Here is a 15,957-nt window from a genome sequence, read left to right as displayed (position 1 = left end):
ATTTACTCTCTAGAATTGTTACAAAATTGGTTTTTTAGGTAAGATGTTGATTTAAAAGGTTAATATAATTATGGTTCTTGTGACTTGTATCACATGGGCTGTCACTGTAATAAAGGGTTTGCTACTGTAAACTGGGTTCAACAGAGAAAATGAAATAATGGAAAATGCAATTGAGTGCCTTTGGCACAAATATCAAGGGACACAATTCTTACTAACGCAGAGACTTGCGAATGATATTCCTTTTGCAATCGTCACTGCTCATAACCCGTTAGGGAGTATCTTAACTCCTTGTCAAAACCGTTTGCTCGACCGCCAATTACAAACCAAAATCGAACAATATAAGCGTCCATATCGCTCGCTTATTGGAGCCGCTCCCGATTTATCTCATATGGAAAAAAGCTGGGCTATCTTTATTGAAAAAGAACAAGCTTTGGAGCTTGGACGCGAGTTTAAACAGCATGCAATCTATTATGTCAATCAAGGCCGTTTGTCATTAGTTGCTTGTGGCGATGCACCTGATAAAGAAGTGATGATAGGCGATTTTATGACTCGCACTCAGGTGGTCAATGAGTTGCCTGATCTTCATGAGTAATTTATTGATTGATAAGCAGTTCCGTCAAACTGATACTGCTAGTTACCTATTATATCAACGCATTAGGGCAGCTGATAAACCCACTTTATTATAGACAAGGTTATTTATAATAGCGCTGTATTGATTTGAACTAGAAATGGCTTATGGAAGGCCGACCTATCTAAAAATGCCTTTATTCAGAGTTTGAAACTAAAACTTCCCTTATGGTCTATTTAATATAGCTAAGTACTGTATTGTTAGCATTTTACGTTAAAGTTAATGCTTGCTTTCATATCTTTAGTATCTGTAAATAAAGCTATTTTTATCAAAACCATTTAAATATCTAAGCTGATGTGATGACAGCGAGTATGAATGTCGTATATTCAGTATTCAGTTATTTAGTAATTTTATTACATTTCATAATTGACTTAGGTGGTTATTTATTGGTATTTTTCAATTTCTTCCTGAGGGAAGAAACAGAAGAGGAGCGTTAGCTAGGTAGTAAGTGCGAGGAAAACCAATTCCTAAAACCACTTATGAGGGAGATTAGCGCCGAGGTATGTCAAATGGTTGGTTTCATTTCATATCGGTCGATTAGGCTGAATCCTAACGATTGTCACCTATTCATTGGTGGAGAGCTTCTGGTGAAGATTGCTGTTTCCCTTCTTATAAGGGTGCGTTATCACTGCACCAGGCTCTTCGAACGAAGTAAGTTCGGAGTGTAATCATGTTTTTTAATCTAAGTAGTCAATTCGTATTTGTATGTCAGCCTTCAAGCGTGGAGGTGTCAGTATGAGCTTAGTTGTAGCTAAATTCGGTGGAACCTCTGTGGCAGATTACGCTGCAATGAACCGCTGCGCCGATATTATCTTAGCGAACAGACATACTCGAGTCGTTGTTGTTAGTGCATCCAGCGGCGTAACTAATTTATTGGTGGAGCTTACGCAAGCTAATGTGAATGACAAGCGTCGTTTAGCATTACTGACGCAAATTGGCCAAATTCAATATGACATTGTTGATCAGCTCGATCGTCCCCAAGATGTTGCCGCAGGTATTGATAAGTTACTTAGCCGTATGTCAGTGCTCAGTGATGCGCTTGTATTAGATCGCAGTAAAGCAATCATTGATGAACTACTTTCAATGGGAGAGCAATGTTCCTCATTGCTATTTTCTGCTGTTATTCGTGAAAAGGGCACTCCTTCAAGTGCATTTGATGTCAGACAAGTATTACGTACAGACAGCCATTTTGGCCGCGCAGAGCCGCAAATAGAGCAAATAGCATCGTTAGGTGCTGAGCATTTAGCACCACTATTAGCCAATGAAGTTATTGTTACGCAAGGTTTCATTGGCGCTGATGACCAAGGGCGCACCACTACTCTTGGCCGTGGTGGTAGTGATTATTCAGCAGCACTGTTGGCTGAGGGCTTAAAAGCTGATGCGGTAGAAATCTGGACCGATGTAGCAGGTATTTATACAACCGATCCTCGTCTTGCTCCCAATGCTAGACCAATCCCTGAAATCAGTTTTAATGAAGCCGCTGAAATGGCAACATTTGGTGCTAAAGTATTGCATCCTGCGACGATTCTTCCTGCCGTTCGACAACAAATTCAAGTGTTTGTTGGTTCAAGTAAAGCGCCAGAACAAGGCGGTACTTGGATTCGACATCAAGTAGAAAACGCTCCCGTTTACCGTGCTGTTGCATTAAGACGTGATCAAACCCTGCTTAATTTGCACAGCCTGCAAATGTTGCATGCACAAGGCTTCCTTGCTGAAACATTTGCGACATTAGCCAAGCACAAAATCTCAGTTGATCTGATTACCACTTCAGAAGTGAATGTTTCATTAACGCTCGATAAAACAGGATCAGACTCTAGCGGTCAGGGGCTATTGAGTGAATCATTACTGCAGGAGTTATCACAGCATTGTCGAGTTCGTGTTGAAGATAAATTGGCGTTAGTGGCTATTATTGGTAATAAAATTGCCTCAACAGCAGGGATTTGTAGCCGTGTTTTCTCAGTATTAGAAAAGCACAATGTGCGAATGATTTGTCAAGGCGCAAGCCCGCATAACTTATGTGTATTAGTAGCAGAGTCTGAAGCGGCAGATGTGGTCAATTCATTGCACCAAAATTTATTTGAATAATAGGAAGTGTTCACCAAGTAACAATGCTTGGAACATATGAGGCTAAAGAATATATGACAGAAGCGAATCGCACCTCCAACGCTCACGTATCTACAGTTCAATTAGGTGAATTGGCTACTGGCCAAGCGCTAACAGCTCCTATTTATACGTTTAAAGGAAGTGATAGTGCTGCACCATCTGTCTATATTCAAGCTAATGTTCATGGCGCAGAAGTGCAAGGTAACGCGGTAATTCATCAGTTGATGACGCTATTAGAAGGCCATCAAATCTTAGGTGATATACATTGTGTTCCTTTAGCTAACCCATTGGGGATTAATCAAAAAAGTGGTGAGTTTACTCTTGGGCGATTTGATCCTATTACGGGAGTGAACTGGAATAGAGAATATTTTGAACATGCCGCAATAGTGGCAGACATTCCTAATTGGTATCAAGCAAACAAGGCTTTATCAAATAATGAATTGTTCGCCGCATTTCGAGTGTTATTAGCACAAAGCTGTCAGCAACGTTTAAATAACTCTTGGGGAATTAGCACGGGGCATCAACTCGCGGTGACACTGCAATCGATGGCGCATCAAGCGGATATTGTATTGGATTTACATACCGGCCCTAAGTCTGCAAAACATCTATATTGCCCAGAGTATGATGTCGCATCTGCGGCTTATTTCTCAATTCCTTATTCATTGGTTATTCCTAATGAGTTTGGCGGTGCTATGGATGAGGCTGCATTTTACCCGTGGTGGCAGCTCCAACGCTTTTGTGCGCGTCAAGGGAGACATTTTGACGTCCCCGTAGCGGCGTTTACGCTTGAATTGGCGAGTCAAGAGCGTGTCGATATGGCTGATGCAGAACTCGATGCGATGGGGATCTTGGCGTACTTAAGTCATAGAGGTGTGATCGCAGAAAAAGTGCAACCTGCACCAATGAAGCGTTGGGGATGTGATTTAGCTAACTATAAAAAATTCCATGCACCAAAAGCTGGATTAGTGGAGTATTGCGCAGAGGTAGGACAACCTTTGAAAGCTGGTGAGCCGTTAGTGACCCTTTTACGACTTGATCAATACGGAACAGAGAATGCCATGACGACAATCAGTTTACCTTGTGATTGCGTTCCTGTACTGCATTTTGCCTCAGCTTCTGTGCATCAAGGGACAGAGCTTTATAAGGTAATGACCAAGGTTTTTGAGATCAGTTAATGGTGAGTCGCTGGCATTAGCAATGATATTGCATACTGCCAGCGATAGCATGTTGAAGTATTAACTCTTTAAAATTTCAAGCGGCATAGCCAGCATCTCGTCGCCTGAAGCTGCAAAATACCAAATAATAGCGATAAGTAGACCAACCGTTAAAAAGTACCAAACCGTTGAGAAAATTTGCCCATACCTATCTAAGGGCAACAGGTGACTTTGGTGTCGAGTTTTCCACTCAAATACAATCTCTAAACTACCAATTAGCAACAAGAACCCTAATAAAGCCAGCCCCAAGCTATAACTGATAAACACGCCTATTGCCGCTCCAGCGATACAGGCTATTAACCCTACCATGCTGTTCATCGAAAAAGTGATGCTTTTAAGAATATGGCCGCCATCTAAGGGTAAAATCGGCAGTAGATTAAACAGATTTAGTAAGGCGTTAAAACTGGCTAAACCTGCAAAAAAGATATTGCCGGTGATCCAATAAGCGACCATGCAGGCTATTGACATCAAGAGGCCAAATGTTGGCCCCATGATAGAGATGACGACATTTTGCCATCGAGTATTTATTCGCTCATCACTGACAGCTAAACCGCCCATGAATGGGATAAGGTAAATCCCTTTGGTTTTCATACCAAAGTGCTTCATGGCTTTAATATGGCCATATTCGTGAACAACCAGACAGGCAATTAATGCTAGTGCAAATTCAATTGAGAATAGCCATGAATAGGCCGCGACACTTGCCGCAGCGAGCATAGCTTTGACAACTTTGGCACTTTTTAATAGCTTGAACCCAAGTGAGGCTAAGCCAATCATACTGAATTTTTGCGTTTTAACAGGAGCGACTTCAGGCACTTGTTGTTCGATATCTTTAGTATTTCTCTGCCCTTGAGCGACTGTGTCATTATCAACCAAAATCGTGTAGTTAATGATAAAAGGCTGCCATTGGACATCAGCCTCTACTCTTACTTTTACAATGGTTTTACTGGTTTCAGTAATAATGTCATCAGTCGTTGCTCCTGCCATTGAAGCGGGGCGCGATAATTCGAATTCGTGCACATTGAAAGCCTGGTTATCTGCTGATGCCGATTTTTGAGAGACTAATTGATTATCCCAATAAAGTTGTTGCCAACCGGCCATAGAGCCTTCTAATCGTAGACGTTTGCCAAGGCATTCTATATTCAGCAGTTCCATATTTTTTGCTGTTCCATTGTTGTGTGATGAGTCATGATGAGTGAAGTAGCGATAGTGAAATTGCTAGGCATTTTGCCCGATAGGTTGCAGTGACTCAAGCTAAATAGATTCAAGATATGCCACAGTGTCGATACCTTGCTTGATATCCGTAAGCACCAGTTTGGCACTGCAGCAATGACCATTAAGGGTTGCATGTGTGCGTACGTATTGAATAAAGGTCACTAAATCTATGGGTTGCTGGCTTGCTCTAAGTTGTGGTAATGCCGCTGTTGGGTGATTAGTCTGATGTTGTTGAAGGTGAGCTTGCGCCTCGATAACAATATCGAATGTAGAGCCCTTGCTATCTAATAACCTATCGTTACTACCTATGAGGTGCAGTTGTAAACAACAATACTCTAGCCAGTCAGTCTGATTAGCGAGGTAAATGAGCTCTTCACTTGCTTGCTGTTTTATAATTGCTGGCCAACAAATCGCTAGCATCGAATTCTTCTCTAATGGTCAATAAATTCAGTCAACTTGTTAACTGTTTCCTAAGTACGATTTTTAGTAAAAAACGATTAGGTTTCTCACGTTGAATGTTTTATAAGTTGCTGTTTGATAGCAACAATTATCATGCTAATTGCTGCATTAGCTGATCCCGAACGGCCAAGTTAGAAATTAATGGCTACCATAATCGAAACTGATTTCATTATGGAGGTTTTTAACATGACAAGGGCCATGTTCACGCTGGGTGCGATTTTGCGCTGGGCCAATATGAATCTCTACATTGGCAAAGATGTGTTTCTCTGCTTGCACAAAATATTTACTGTAATAGCCATCCACTTCTTGCTGAAGTTGCTTACATTCTGCTTCAGCTTTCGCACGGCGATTGGCGATTTCTTTTTTCTCATCAAGCATCATTTTCACTTGCTCAATCATTCCCGCATCTGTTTGCCACTCCGTTTTAGGAGGCAGCTTTCTCAAGCGAGACTCGATATCTAATCCTGCGACAACAAGCTGCTTAGCTTGGTCATCACTGGCTTTAGCCTCAGCTTTGAGCTCAGTTTGATCCATGGCGCAATAAAGCTCAGTCTTAGTGCCAGCCGTTGCGCCAAAGGCTACAGCCTTAATGCCTTTTTTAGCGGTTGCTCGCCCACCGACAAGATCGCCTCTTCTGGCATTAGGATCGCTAACGGTAATGACATTGTCTGAGACTGAATGGCTATGAAGCAGTTGTTTAGTGACTAAGATGTCACTTTTGGCGGTTAAATTGGAATATTGCACAAACTGAGCACAGATTTGGCCACGGGCAGTAATATGGGTACTTAACTCATGCTCTTTAATTTGTCGGCCAATGACTCCTTTACTGACAATTACATCGCCTTGGGCTTCAAGGCTAGCTGAGTCTACAAACCCCATAACAGTAATGTCACCAGTGCTTTTTACTTTCATCCCCTCGTGGACATCGCCTGTGATTAAGACACTACCTTCAAAATCAACATGGCCGTATTTTACGTCAACATCTTTAATTTGCAGCACATCATCTACTTGCATACCTTTTGGTGTTTCAACAGGTTGACCAGATACTGTTGCGACAAGTTGGTTGGTATCGCTATTTAATAATTCAGTGCCATTACCAGGCTTCATTTGCAGATCTTTGCCCTCAATCTGCATGATAGGTTCCCCGTGTACGTTATAGCCTGGAGTACCGGTAGTCGCAGGCGTTTTTATCATTAAAACGTCGCCTGGTTTCACCATGATCATTGCGCCCAGATTTCGCATGTCGACAGAGCCATCTTCACGTTCTTGAGGTTGTAATAACCGTTCACGAGCAAGGGGGACTTGTCTTGTTAATGTTGCATTAATGCCATTTACAGCTAATTTGCCAATGGCGATTTGGCTACTGCAACTTTCACCTGGCGGTAAAATCGCTAATTGCTGGATCAGAGATTGAATTTTAGGTTTGCTTAATCCCATTTTGACTTTATGGGATTTTAGGGTGTTGAGGATCATTGGCAGTGAAGGGTCTTTTCCACCCCATGCTGATTCTAATGTCATAGAGGCCGACATTTTATCTTCGCTGATTTCTATGGTCACACTGCCATCAGCTCGTTCACCAATGATAAAAAATAACTCATGTTTACCATTGTCATGAGTGCTGAGGGCATTAACTTCAGCGACACAATTATGAATATTGTGGGTTAACGGTTTCAGCATGGCAAACTCTGCCTGCGTCAGTAGCTGTTTTACGTCATCTTCAGAAATTGGCCCATGAATATTGGGCGTAACACGAAACTCTACTTGGGTTTGAGTTTCATTAAAAACAGCCATGCTCCAATCCAGCATAAAAACCCTTATTAGCCATGAGACTTAAATGCGTGTTAGCTCATGTATTGTTTTTCATAATGTGTGATGTTGATATCAAAATGTAGCTGTTTTTATGAATAAAGACTAGATAATTATCAAGCTTATGAGCGCAAATTGAGAATTAGCACTCATCTTTCTTTAGTTGTTAATTTGTTGTTACTTATGGAAAAAGTACAATTTGTACTTATTATTTTCAGCAGGAACATTAACTTGGCCAAATTCTGCTGCAATTGTGTCTGCGTATGGAAGGTTACGGTTAGCCACAATTTGCCATACACCATTGGCAGATAAACTGCTGGCGCTTTGTTTGACGAAATCTTTGGCAATATGTGTGGTGGCGGCTAATCCATCGTGAAACGGCGGATTAGAAATTATGCCGTTAAATTGCCCTTGTATTTGTTTAAAGCCATCTGATGGATAAACTTTAGCAGTCATCTGATTGGCTGCTAAGGTCAGCTCGCAGGCTTTGAGCGCCATTGCATTAATATCAATACATTCAACGTTAAGTTGTGGGTTTACTTTAAGCATTGCTGCACTTATAACGCCAGCTCCACAGCCGAAATCTAGAACTCTTCCCGATAATTCTGGCAGGTTTGACAGTAGTAATTCAGTACCTTGATCGAGCTTTTTCTCACTGAACACGCCAACAAGGTTACAAATAGTAATGTCTCCTTGTGGTGTCGATAATGAATAGTGGCTGACCCAATCTTCAATCGAGAATATTGGTGCAATTGCGGTTAATTCAGCAATGAATAGTAAACAATGCCGAGCATTATCGCGCTTTAATGGCGCAGAATAATAGTCAGGCAATAGCTTTGCTAAGGATTTTACTCCGCCTTTATTGTCGCCAATAACGATAAGCGTACCGCCAACAGATAGATGTTGAGCTGCTAATTGAAATAGGTAGGGCGCCAATGCTTTTGCTTTTGGAAAGTAGACAATGACAGTATCAAATTTCTGTTTGGTATCGTCAGGCAGTTGGTGACCAAAGTAGCTCGTAAGATGCGCTTTATCCTGTTTAGCCACATATTGATAATGATTAAAATCAAGCGCTAAGCTTGTAACTGATGCAGCATGACTAAGGAGCTCTGATGCGAGAGTATCGGCTTCATGGTTTAAAATCAGCAGGTGCTGGTTTTCGATGAATTGAACATTGCGCATTAAAACTTGAGAAGTGTTGGTGAGCACAGAATCGACCTTAATAAATTAACTCAGTTGTTATGAGGGCGATTATAGCAAAGAAGTGCTGAACTGTTTACGTTATCAAAGCGTGTTTATTAAAGGTAAACTTGCATAAAAAAGGGCACAGCTAATACTGCGCCCTTTCATCAAGAGATGAGATTTAAGGGTTATTGAGCAGCTTTAGGCAATAAACTCATCATCTTGGTGGCGATATCAATATTATCTTGGTGACCACTGAATAAGATTGCTCCCGGTCCAGCGGCAAACACTTGTACGTCATCAGCAGTGTGTCCTAAAGACGTCCAACCTGTGTTTGTACGAAGATCTATGACAGATAAAATGGTTGTAAATAGCTGCTTTTGTCCCTGCATTCTTGCAGCGCTAAGCTTAGCGATTTCTTCGTCTGTTGCCTCAAAACCAATGAGCTCATTAAAACGTTTTTGCCATTCATCAGTTGCGATTAGTGCTTTTGCAATCATTTCAGGTGAAGCGGTTATCTGATGAAGAATCGCGGGCTCCCAAGCGTATTCATTATTTGCGCCGATAGATAGGCCACCGGTATTGTGGTCAGCAGTAACAACCATTAGCGTATCTTGGCGTTCACGAACAAATTGCTCCACAACCTCGATAGCATTAGCGAACTCATCCATTTCTCCCATGGCCGTGGCGATATCATTTGAATGGCCAGCCCAGTCGATTAAGCTACCTTCAACCATTAAGACAAAACCTTGCTCGTTTTGAGATAATAAATCTAATGCTTTTTGAGTTAAGGTGCTGAGTTTGTGTCCTTGTTTGTCATCGATGACCCAAGGCAGTTGCACATCGGCAAACAGTCCTAGCACTTTAGGTTCGGTTATAGAGTCTAATTGAGCAAACTCTGTGATGTGCTGATACCCTTTATCGGTAAATTGCTTCAGTAAGGCTTCTGAAAAATATTTTTGTCCGCCACCTAAAATGACATCTGCATCAGAGTTAAGGTAGTCCTCAGCGATTTCGACGTAGTTTCTGCGGTGTTCATTATGGGCAAGAAAAGCTGCTGGTGTGGCATGATTTACCTGAGATGATACAGCTACGCCAGTCGATAAACCTCGCTTTTTAGCCATTTCCATAATGGTTGTCAACGGACGTTTATTTTCATCAACAGCAATGGCACCGTTATAGGTTTTAAAGCCCGTCGCTAAGGCTGTGGCTGATGCGGCTGAGTCTGTGACATATCCGCTAACAGGTGCAGGGTAAGTGCTTGACATACCGACAAGTAAGCGATCAAACACTGTTTGTTCAATCTCTTGTGTTTCAGGGTTATCTTTAAAATAGCGGTAGGCGGTGGTGTATGCGGGACCCATACCATCACCAATCATAATGATCATATTCTTGGGTTTAGCCGGGCCTGAAGTTTGTTTTGCTTTTTTATTAGGAATATTAGTGATGGGCGCGACAATAGGTGTTGATGAGTCCTTGCTTGAAGCTGTGTCAGAATTTGTGGCTTGTGGTGCTGTGCTTGGAGCACTAGAAACTGTGGTATCAGAAACACTAGAAACTTGAACCTGTACTTGATTGGTCTGTTTGGTTGCTGCAAGCATATTGGCTTCTGCTAATGGCTGACTTGCCATAGAAACCGATGAGAAACACAGGGTCATCCCAAGCATTAAGCTTAGTGTTGTTCTTATTGTCATGATAAATCCTGAAGTAAAATTAAGGCTCAACTTGATGGTAAATGACCGTCATTATTGAGCCTATAATATTGTTAAGCTTGTTTATTGATTCGTGCTTCAATTGCGTCCATTAGCATGCCGGTAATATCGACATCAAACGCTGCTTCAATTTCTTTGATACACGTTGGGCTAGTAACATTGATTTCGGTGAGCTTATCACCGATAACATCTAACCCAACAAAGATGAGGCCACGCTTTTTAAGTTCAGGCCCTAAGGTGCGTGCAATATGAAAATCGCTTTCAGATAGCGGTTGAGCAACCCCGCTGCCACCTGCCGCTAAATTACCTCGGGTTTCACCTTTCATGGGTATACGTGCAAGTGAGTAAGGGACTGGCTCACCATCAACAACTAAAATACGTTTATCACCTTGCTTAATTTCTGGGATAAAGCCTTGTGCCATGGCGTAGCGTGAACCGTGCTCTGTGAGCGTTTCTAAAATAACGCCAATGTTCGGGTCATCTTGTTTTACACGGAAAATTGATGCGCCACCCATACCATCAAGTGGTTTAAGAATAATATCGCCTTTTTCAGCGAGGAAAGCACGGATGCGTTTGGCATCACGAGTTACCACGGTTTCAGGGGTAAACTCTGGAAACCAAGCAGTGAACAATTTTTCATTCGCATCACGCAAACTTTGTGGTTTGTTGACGATTAAAACGCCTTCTTCTTCAGCGCGTTCAAGCATGTAAGTGGCATAAATGAACTCAGTATCAAATGGCGGATCTTTACGCATTAAAATGACATCTAAGTCAGCAAGTGGCGTATCTTCGCTGTCGCCTAATTCAAACCATTTAGTGGCATTATCTTCAACTGTCAGTGAACGCATGGTTGCCATTGCCTTGCCATTTACCATAGCGAGATCTTGCATTTCCATATAATACAGTTCGTAACCACGAGATTGGGCTGCCATTAACATTGCAAAACTTGAGTCTTTTTTGATGTTAATGTCGCTGATTGGATCCATTACTATGCCGAGCTTAATCATACTTTATCCTTATTTTCTCAATGCTTATTATCATTGATTAACCGATATCACCGAAACGTAGTTGCAACGCGGTAATCGCAGTCAGTGAAGCTGTTTCTGTGCGTAATACTCTAGGGCCAAGTAACACATCCGTAAATTGATGTGTTTCCGTCATGGCGATCTCTTCTTCTGATAGACCGCCTTCAGGGCCAATTAATAACCGAACCTTGGTATTTTCTAGCGATAGTCCATTAATGCCATGTGCAGCACGCGGGTGCAGATTTAACTTTAATGCGTCAGTTTGCTCAGCACACCATTGATTAAGTGTCATTGCAGGCCTGACTTTCGGTACGAAACTACGTCCCGATTGTTCACAAGCACTGATGACAATTTTTTGCCATTGGCTGATTTTCTTTTCTAAACGTTCGCCACTTAATTTGACCCCACAGCGGTCAGAAAAGAGCGGGGTAATAGTGGTTACGCCCAATTCAACTGACTTTTGAATGGTAAAGTCCATTCTGTCACCTCGAGATATCACTTGACCTAAATGTAAGTCTAGTGGTGACTCCGAATTATTTGGCGTATTTTCAATGATTTCAACGGTGACGTTTTTTTTGTTTGCACTGATTATTGTTGCCAAATAATCGTTGCCATTTCCAGTAAATAAACGGATGTTTTCGCCTTCGGTCATTCGCAGAACACGACCAATGTGCGCAGCACCATCTTCGTCTAGTTTTACGTGCTGATTAACAGCAAGATCATTGATTGGTTGATAAATTCTTGGGACGCGCATAGTAAATCCTTAATCAATGAGGCCGAGATTCTGACATTGTTTTAAGACAAAATTATTATGATTGCCTTGATTCTCTGAAATTAATTTATCTCTTAAACATTCAACCTTATCAACTGGATAAGTTTTATCCCATGCGTTGAATAAGCGTTTCTGGCTAGCAGAGATGGCTAAGTCATAAGTTTGCTGCATGTAAAAGTAGGTACGAGCAATTGCGCCGCGGCTTTGCTTTGGCGGCTGTGCTTTGCGGCCTTTAAAGTCAACAACCATAGCACATTGGCCATATTGTGTGGCTTCTCCATTCCATTCGCTAAAGCGGTAGTTGCTTCTATCGCCATTAACTTCACCAACAGCAGGGGTTAGATTGTGCAAATCGGCTTCCATTTTCTTAAATTCTGCACTGGTTCTGCCGCAATTTTTACGACCGCCATTTTGCCAGCATTGCAACTGATGACCAAACTCCCATGCAGAGACAACATGCTCCCATTCGATTCGATTTGCTCGTGGAATTTGTTTGCGTACTTGGTAACCACAGCTGTCTAGGTTTGGTTTCCATTGTTTACCAATCACTTCAATATCACAACCGCAATAAAAGCTGCTCATTGGTAATGACTGACTATATATCTTCTGGGCAATTTTTTTCGCACTTCTAAAACTTGATGGATGTTGGGCTGCTTGCGCACTAACACTCGTAATAGTTGTGATAACAAATAACACGATACCCATTTGGAACAGATTTGAAACTTTTAAATACGGCACAATAAACCCTAACGACATTCAATACGGCACAGGCTATACGGGTTGGTTTAGCCTGATATTTGCAGAGGATGGTAAGGGATTGAAACTTGGGATGCAATCAGAACTGTGGATTGTATTTTGGATTTTAACGACCAGACCATAAGCTCATATTTTGCATTATTAAATAGCAGATTATTGCGAAAGTTATTGCGAAAGAGTTAATGGCGTTAATACTTGCTGACAAGATTTGCAGCGGTACTGTGTTTGATGACGTTGCACTTTATTGTGGCGCCTAATGGATAACATGATAGGCCCACAGTCACAACGATATTGAAATTGCTTACCTGCAACGGATTGAGTATTCAGTTTATGGGTCGTATCGGCAGGTACATTAAATACATTAGTCATGATGTTTTGCCACTCTTGCCCGTGGGGCTTAACCCGACCATACAGTTGAAAACTGAGTAAATGGCTGATTTCATGAGGCACAACTTGATCGATAAATTCAGTGATATTTTCTTCAAGTAATACAGGATTAAACCTGAGCTTATTTAATTGGAGATGAGCCGTTCCTGCGCTTTTTCCTCTTAAGGTAAATTGGATAGTAGGGCGTGGGAATTGACGTTTCAATAAGCTTTCTGCCTGCAGATAGTCTGCTTCTACTTTGCGTAAAATTTGTTGTTGCGCCTCAGTTTTAGGTAAACAAGTTTTCATCGATGCTTTATCGTTGGGAATACTTGGTGCAGCGTGGTTTATTGATGACTGCGTTTGACGACGGAACAATGATTTAAGCATATTTGGCTTGGCTAAAAGGCTTGTTGAAAGCGTTTATAGTGAATAAGGAAATGAATACATCGAGCTTGATTATAGCGTGTAGAATCGTCCTGCCGCAAACCTTGAGATAATAGCATGCGGCAAGATGAGTGATGCTGCAGTTATTCTGCAGCGGCAAGTTTTACCATGTCGACGATTTGTTCAACGATGGCCCATTCCGTATCGGCATCATAACCACTGACTCTCGGGGTATGAATGTGCCCAACAGGAATATCACGGTTAAACTGCTGTTTTAGCAAGATACTACGATAAGATATTTCATTGGACAAATAGCCGCCGCCAGAACCTTCAACTGATGTTTCATTGACTAATTCGTAAATGTTTTTCGCATCAAATTGTCCACGGCTCACGGTGGTGACTTGATGATTGTCATTGACCTTCCATTTACCCTCTACTTGTTGCATTGCTCTAACAGGCAGTGAGAACTCAACAAATTCAGGGCCGTTTAATGTTCCTCCATTGAATAGCGGAGCTTGTGGAGCTGTTTTACTGGCACCTGTATAAACATTGAGATTATCAGGCGCTGCAGCACTGCGGCCTCTTGCAGGAAAACGCTCAATATCAAAATCATCTCGCCCCATACTGACGGTGAAAATCATATCAATACTGTTATCGCGATACATAGGTGTCAGTAGAGATTCAATCATACCGTCATCGAAATCAGCAAAACGAACTGGGATCATCACAGTTTCGATTTGAGCTTGTTTACCATTAACGTCGAACGTCATGCCATCAAGTGCTAATGCAGTTAATCCTGAAGGGTTACTTTGAGTGATGTCTTTGTCTAAAAAGAAAGGGTCAAAGCCAGTGACTAGGATCTTTATTCGTGTTTCTGGTTTAAAGTGAATATCGCTTAACCCGCGAGATGACTTCTCAAATGCGTTAATCAGAATGTCGCGCTGCCAAGGCACTATATTGTAACCAGCATCTGCTGTTTTTAAGGTTTTTCGCATTGCTAAGCGGCTCCAGTAGAGCGCGCGGTCATCGTAGTTACCTGCTTTAACATCGGCGACTGCCTGTTGCCAAAGCTTGGTTCCTTGTGATGCCACCATTTGCGTAATGGCCAGTTCATCCGTTGATGAATTGAGCTTATTATCTAATTGTGTATTAAGGTTATCAAAGCGGTTAGCCACATCTGCCATCACTTCCATCACATTAGGAAGGCGCAATTCTTCTACATTTAGGCTGCTTGATTCATTTTGCGCATAGGCGGGATTAACACTGAGCAACATTGCTGCAGCTAATGTGCTTGTGATTAAGGGCTTGAACATGGCTATTCCTTTAGAATGTCTTTGTTATTGTTTAATTTAACACGGCTAGATCGCTAATTCATTATAGATTGTAATGACTCCTGACTACTATAACGTTTGGCGAAGAAGTCTAAAAATGCACTGATATTACTGGCTAACTGGCGGCGGCTTGAGTAAACCCCATAAACTTTAAATGGTTCCATCGGCCATTCTTGCAAAAGTGGCACTAATGTTCCTGCGGCTAACTCTTGCTTACAACTGGTATTTGATAACATCGCAATGCCAAAGTCATCTTGAGCGAGTCGCTTAACCATACTGGCACTATTAACGCGTACTTTGCGTTTAAAGGTGGCCATTGTTTTACGGCTCCCTTTACCAACAGGCCATATTGGTGCTGATAAGCTTGTTCCTAATAATATCCCACTGTGCTGAGCTAGCTCTTGGGGCGTCGCTGGCGTGCCCGATTTTTTGAGATAACCAGGACTTGCGACTAAAATAGGTTGGCGCTCAAAAAGCAATCGAGCGACTAAGTCAGAGGATTCTAACGGCCCGTACTTGATGGCGATATCATAGCCTTCACCCACTAAGCCTACATTACTGTCGGTAAATTGAACATCCAGCTCAATGTTGGGGTAAAGACGCATGAAGCTACTACATAAGTTAGCAATGACTTCTTGAGAAAATGACACTGGAATTGCGATACGCAAAGACCCCGAAATATCGCTATGGGTATTTTCAATAATGGCCTTGGCAGCATCAATTTCTTGGCTAATCGAATCGCAATGCTGAAAGAATAATGCACCAACTTGGGTTAGGCTTAAATTACGCGTGTCCCGTTGCAATAAACGCACGCCAAGTTGCTCTTCTAATTGAGCTACTTTGCGACTTATGGTTGATTTTGGTTGTCCGATGTCTCGGGCGGCTTGCGAAAAGCCTTTTGCTCTAACTACTGCTGCAAACAGCATCATACCGTTTAAATCAGGCACTTTAGCCTCACTGTCTCAAAAATGGAACAAAGCGTCTTTGACAGTTTAATGGTAATT

The 15,957-nt window shown here is 41.9% G+C and carries 14 protein-coding genes and 1 riboswitch; of the genes, 3 read left to right on the top strand and 11 right to left on the bottom strand.

Annotated elements, in window-relative coordinates:
* Window positions 1-157 precede the first annotated feature (157 nt).
* From AN944_RS00765 to AN944_RS00755, 3 genes are all read left to right on the top strand, one after another.
* On the top strand, window positions 158-592 hold the full coding sequence (locus tag AN944_RS00765; protein ID WP_055022665.1) for a DUF3293 domain-containing protein: 435 nt from the start codon (window positions 158-160) through the stop codon (window positions 590-592).
* Between the two features lie 451 nt (window positions 593-1,043).
* Window positions 1,044-1,220, top strand: a riboswitch (Lysine riboswitch).
* 143 nt (window positions 1,221-1,363) lie between these two features.
* Window positions 1,364-2,713, top strand: a complete 1,350-nt coding sequence (lysC, locus tag AN944_RS00760) for a lysine-sensitive aspartokinase 3 (protein ID WP_055022664.1) — start codon at window positions 1,364-1,366, stop codon at window positions 2,711-2,713.
* A 53-nt stretch (window positions 2,714-2,766) separates the two neighbouring features.
* Entirely contained in the window at window positions 2,767-3,906 is a 1,140-nt protein-coding gene (locus AN944_RS00755; RefSeq protein ID WP_055022752.1) for a succinylglutamate desuccinylase/aspartoacylase family protein, read from the top strand.
* A 60-nt stretch (window positions 3,907-3,966) separates the two neighbouring features.
* Here AN944_RS00755 and AN944_RS00750 read toward each other — a convergent pair whose 3' ends face one another.
* From AN944_RS00750 to AN944_RS00700, 11 genes are all read right to left on the bottom strand, one after another.
* On the bottom strand, window positions 3,967-5,097 hold the full coding sequence (locus AN944_RS00750; protein WP_055022663.1) for a site-2 protease family protein: 1,131 nt from the start codon (window positions 5,095-5,097) through the stop codon (window positions 3,967-3,969).
* A gap of 99 nt (window positions 5,098-5,196) precedes the next feature.
* Window positions 5,197-5,577, bottom strand: coding sequence for a DUF4144 family protein (locus AN944_RS00745; RefSeq protein ID WP_055022662.1), 381 nt, complete (start codon window positions 5,575-5,577; stop codon window positions 5,197-5,199).
* Window positions 5,578-5,754: 177 nt separating this feature from the next.
* On the bottom strand, window positions 5,755-7,422 hold the full coding sequence (locus AN944_RS00740) for a DUF342 domain-containing protein (protein ID WP_055022661.1): 1,668 nt from the start codon (window positions 7,420-7,422) through the stop codon (window positions 5,755-5,757).
* Between the two features lie 177 nt (window positions 7,423-7,599).
* The gene (locus AN944_RS00735; RefSeq protein WP_055022660.1) at window positions 7,600-8,631 is read right to left on the bottom strand and encodes a methyltransferase; all 1,032 of its coding nucleotides are present in this window, start codon (window positions 8,629-8,631) and stop codon (window positions 7,600-7,602) included.
* A gap of 161 nt (window positions 8,632-8,792) precedes the next feature.
* Window positions 8,793-10,298 (bottom strand): alkaline phosphatase, encoded by a 1,506-nt coding sequence (locus AN944_RS00730; RefSeq protein ID WP_235530818.1) that lies wholly within the window; start codon window positions 10,296-10,298, stop codon window positions 8,793-8,795.
* A 71-nt stretch (window positions 10,299-10,369) separates the two neighbouring features.
* Window positions 10,370-11,323: a glutathione synthase gene (gene gshB / locus AN944_RS00725; protein ID WP_055022659.1), complete on the bottom strand. Its 954-nt coding sequence runs from the start codon at window positions 11,321-11,323 to the stop codon at window positions 10,370-10,372.
* Between the two features lie 37 nt (window positions 11,324-11,360).
* Entirely contained in the window at window positions 11,361-12,095 is a 735-nt protein-coding gene (rsmE, locus tag AN944_RS00720) for a 16S rRNA (uracil(1498)-N(3))-methyltransferase (protein ID WP_055022658.1), read from the bottom strand.
* A 9-nt stretch (window positions 12,096-12,104) separates the two neighbouring features.
* Window positions 12,105-12,818: an endonuclease gene (locus AN944_RS00715; protein ID WP_144430109.1), complete on the bottom strand. Its 714-nt coding sequence runs from the start codon at window positions 12,816-12,818 to the stop codon at window positions 12,105-12,107.
* A 216-nt stretch (window positions 12,819-13,034) separates the two neighbouring features.
* Window positions 13,035-13,544: a SprT family zinc-dependent metalloprotease gene (locus tag AN944_RS00710; protein ID WP_225442258.1), complete on the bottom strand. Its 510-nt coding sequence runs from the start codon at window positions 13,542-13,544 to the stop codon at window positions 13,035-13,037.
* A gap of 221 nt (window positions 13,545-13,765) precedes the next feature.
* Window positions 13,766-14,935: a hypothetical protein gene (locus AN944_RS00705; RefSeq protein WP_055022655.1), complete on the bottom strand. Its 1,170-nt coding sequence runs from the start codon at window positions 14,933-14,935 to the stop codon at window positions 13,766-13,768.
* 53 nt (window positions 14,936-14,988) lie between these two features.
* Window positions 14,989-15,900 (bottom strand): LysR family transcriptional regulator, encoded by a 912-nt coding sequence (locus AN944_RS00700; RefSeq protein ID WP_055022654.1) that lies wholly within the window; start codon window positions 15,898-15,900, stop codon window positions 14,989-14,991.
* Window positions 15,901-15,957 lie beyond the last annotated feature (57 nt).

It is taken from the genome of Shewanella sp. P1-14-1, assembly GCF_001401775.1.
Lineage (GTDB): Bacteria > Pseudomonadota > Gammaproteobacteria > Enterobacterales > Shewanellaceae > Shewanella > Shewanella japonica.
Note: the sequence above shows the minus strand (reverse complement) of the source record. Positions and strands in the feature narration are given on the sequence as shown.

Bases quoted from the DNA above. Each gene is read 5' to 3' on its own strand.
- AN944_RS00745 (WP_055022662.1), bottom strand. From the start codon at position 5,577: ATGCTAGCGATTTGTTGGCCAGCAATTATAAAACAGCAAGCAAGTGAA.
- AN944_RS00715 (WP_144430109.1), bottom strand. From the start codon at position 12,818: ATGGGTATCGTGTTATTTGTTATCACAACTATTACGAGTGTTAGTGCG.
- AN944_RS00750 (WP_055022663.1), bottom strand. From the start codon at position 5,097: ATGGAACTGCTGAATATAGAATGCCTTGGCAAACGTCTACGATTAGAA.
- rsmE (WP_055022658.1), bottom strand. From the start codon at position 12,095: ATGCGCGTCCCAAGAATTTATCAACCAATCAATGATCTTGCTGTTAAT.
- AN944_RS00705 (WP_055022655.1), bottom strand. From the start codon at position 14,935: ATGTTCAAGCCCTTAATCACAAGCACATTAGCTGCAGCAATGTTGCTC.
- AN944_RS00765 (WP_055022665.1), top strand. From the start codon at position 158: ATGGAAAATGCAATTGAGTGCCTTTGGCACAAATATCAAGGGACACAA.
- lysC (WP_055022664.1), top strand. From the start codon at position 1,364: ATGAGCTTAGTTGTAGCTAAATTCGGTGGAACCTCTGTGGCAGATTAC.
- AN944_RS00755 (WP_055022752.1), top strand. From the start codon at position 2,767: ATGACAGAAGCGAATCGCACCTCCAACGCTCACGTATCTACAGTTCAA.
- AN944_RS00740 (WP_055022661.1), bottom strand. From the start codon at position 7,422: ATGCTGGATTGGAGCATGGCTGTTTTTAATGAAACTCAAACCCAAGTA.
- gshB (WP_055022659.1), bottom strand. From the start codon at position 11,323: ATGATTAAGCTCGGCATAGTAATGGATCCAATCAGCGACATTAACATC.
- AN944_RS00730 (WP_235530818.1), bottom strand. From the start codon at position 10,298: ATGACAATAAGAACAACACTAAGCTTAATGCTTGGGATGACCCTGTGT.
- AN944_RS00710 (WP_225442258.1), bottom strand. From the start codon at position 13,544: ATGAAAACTTGTTTACCTAAAACTGAGGCGCAACAACAAATTTTACGC.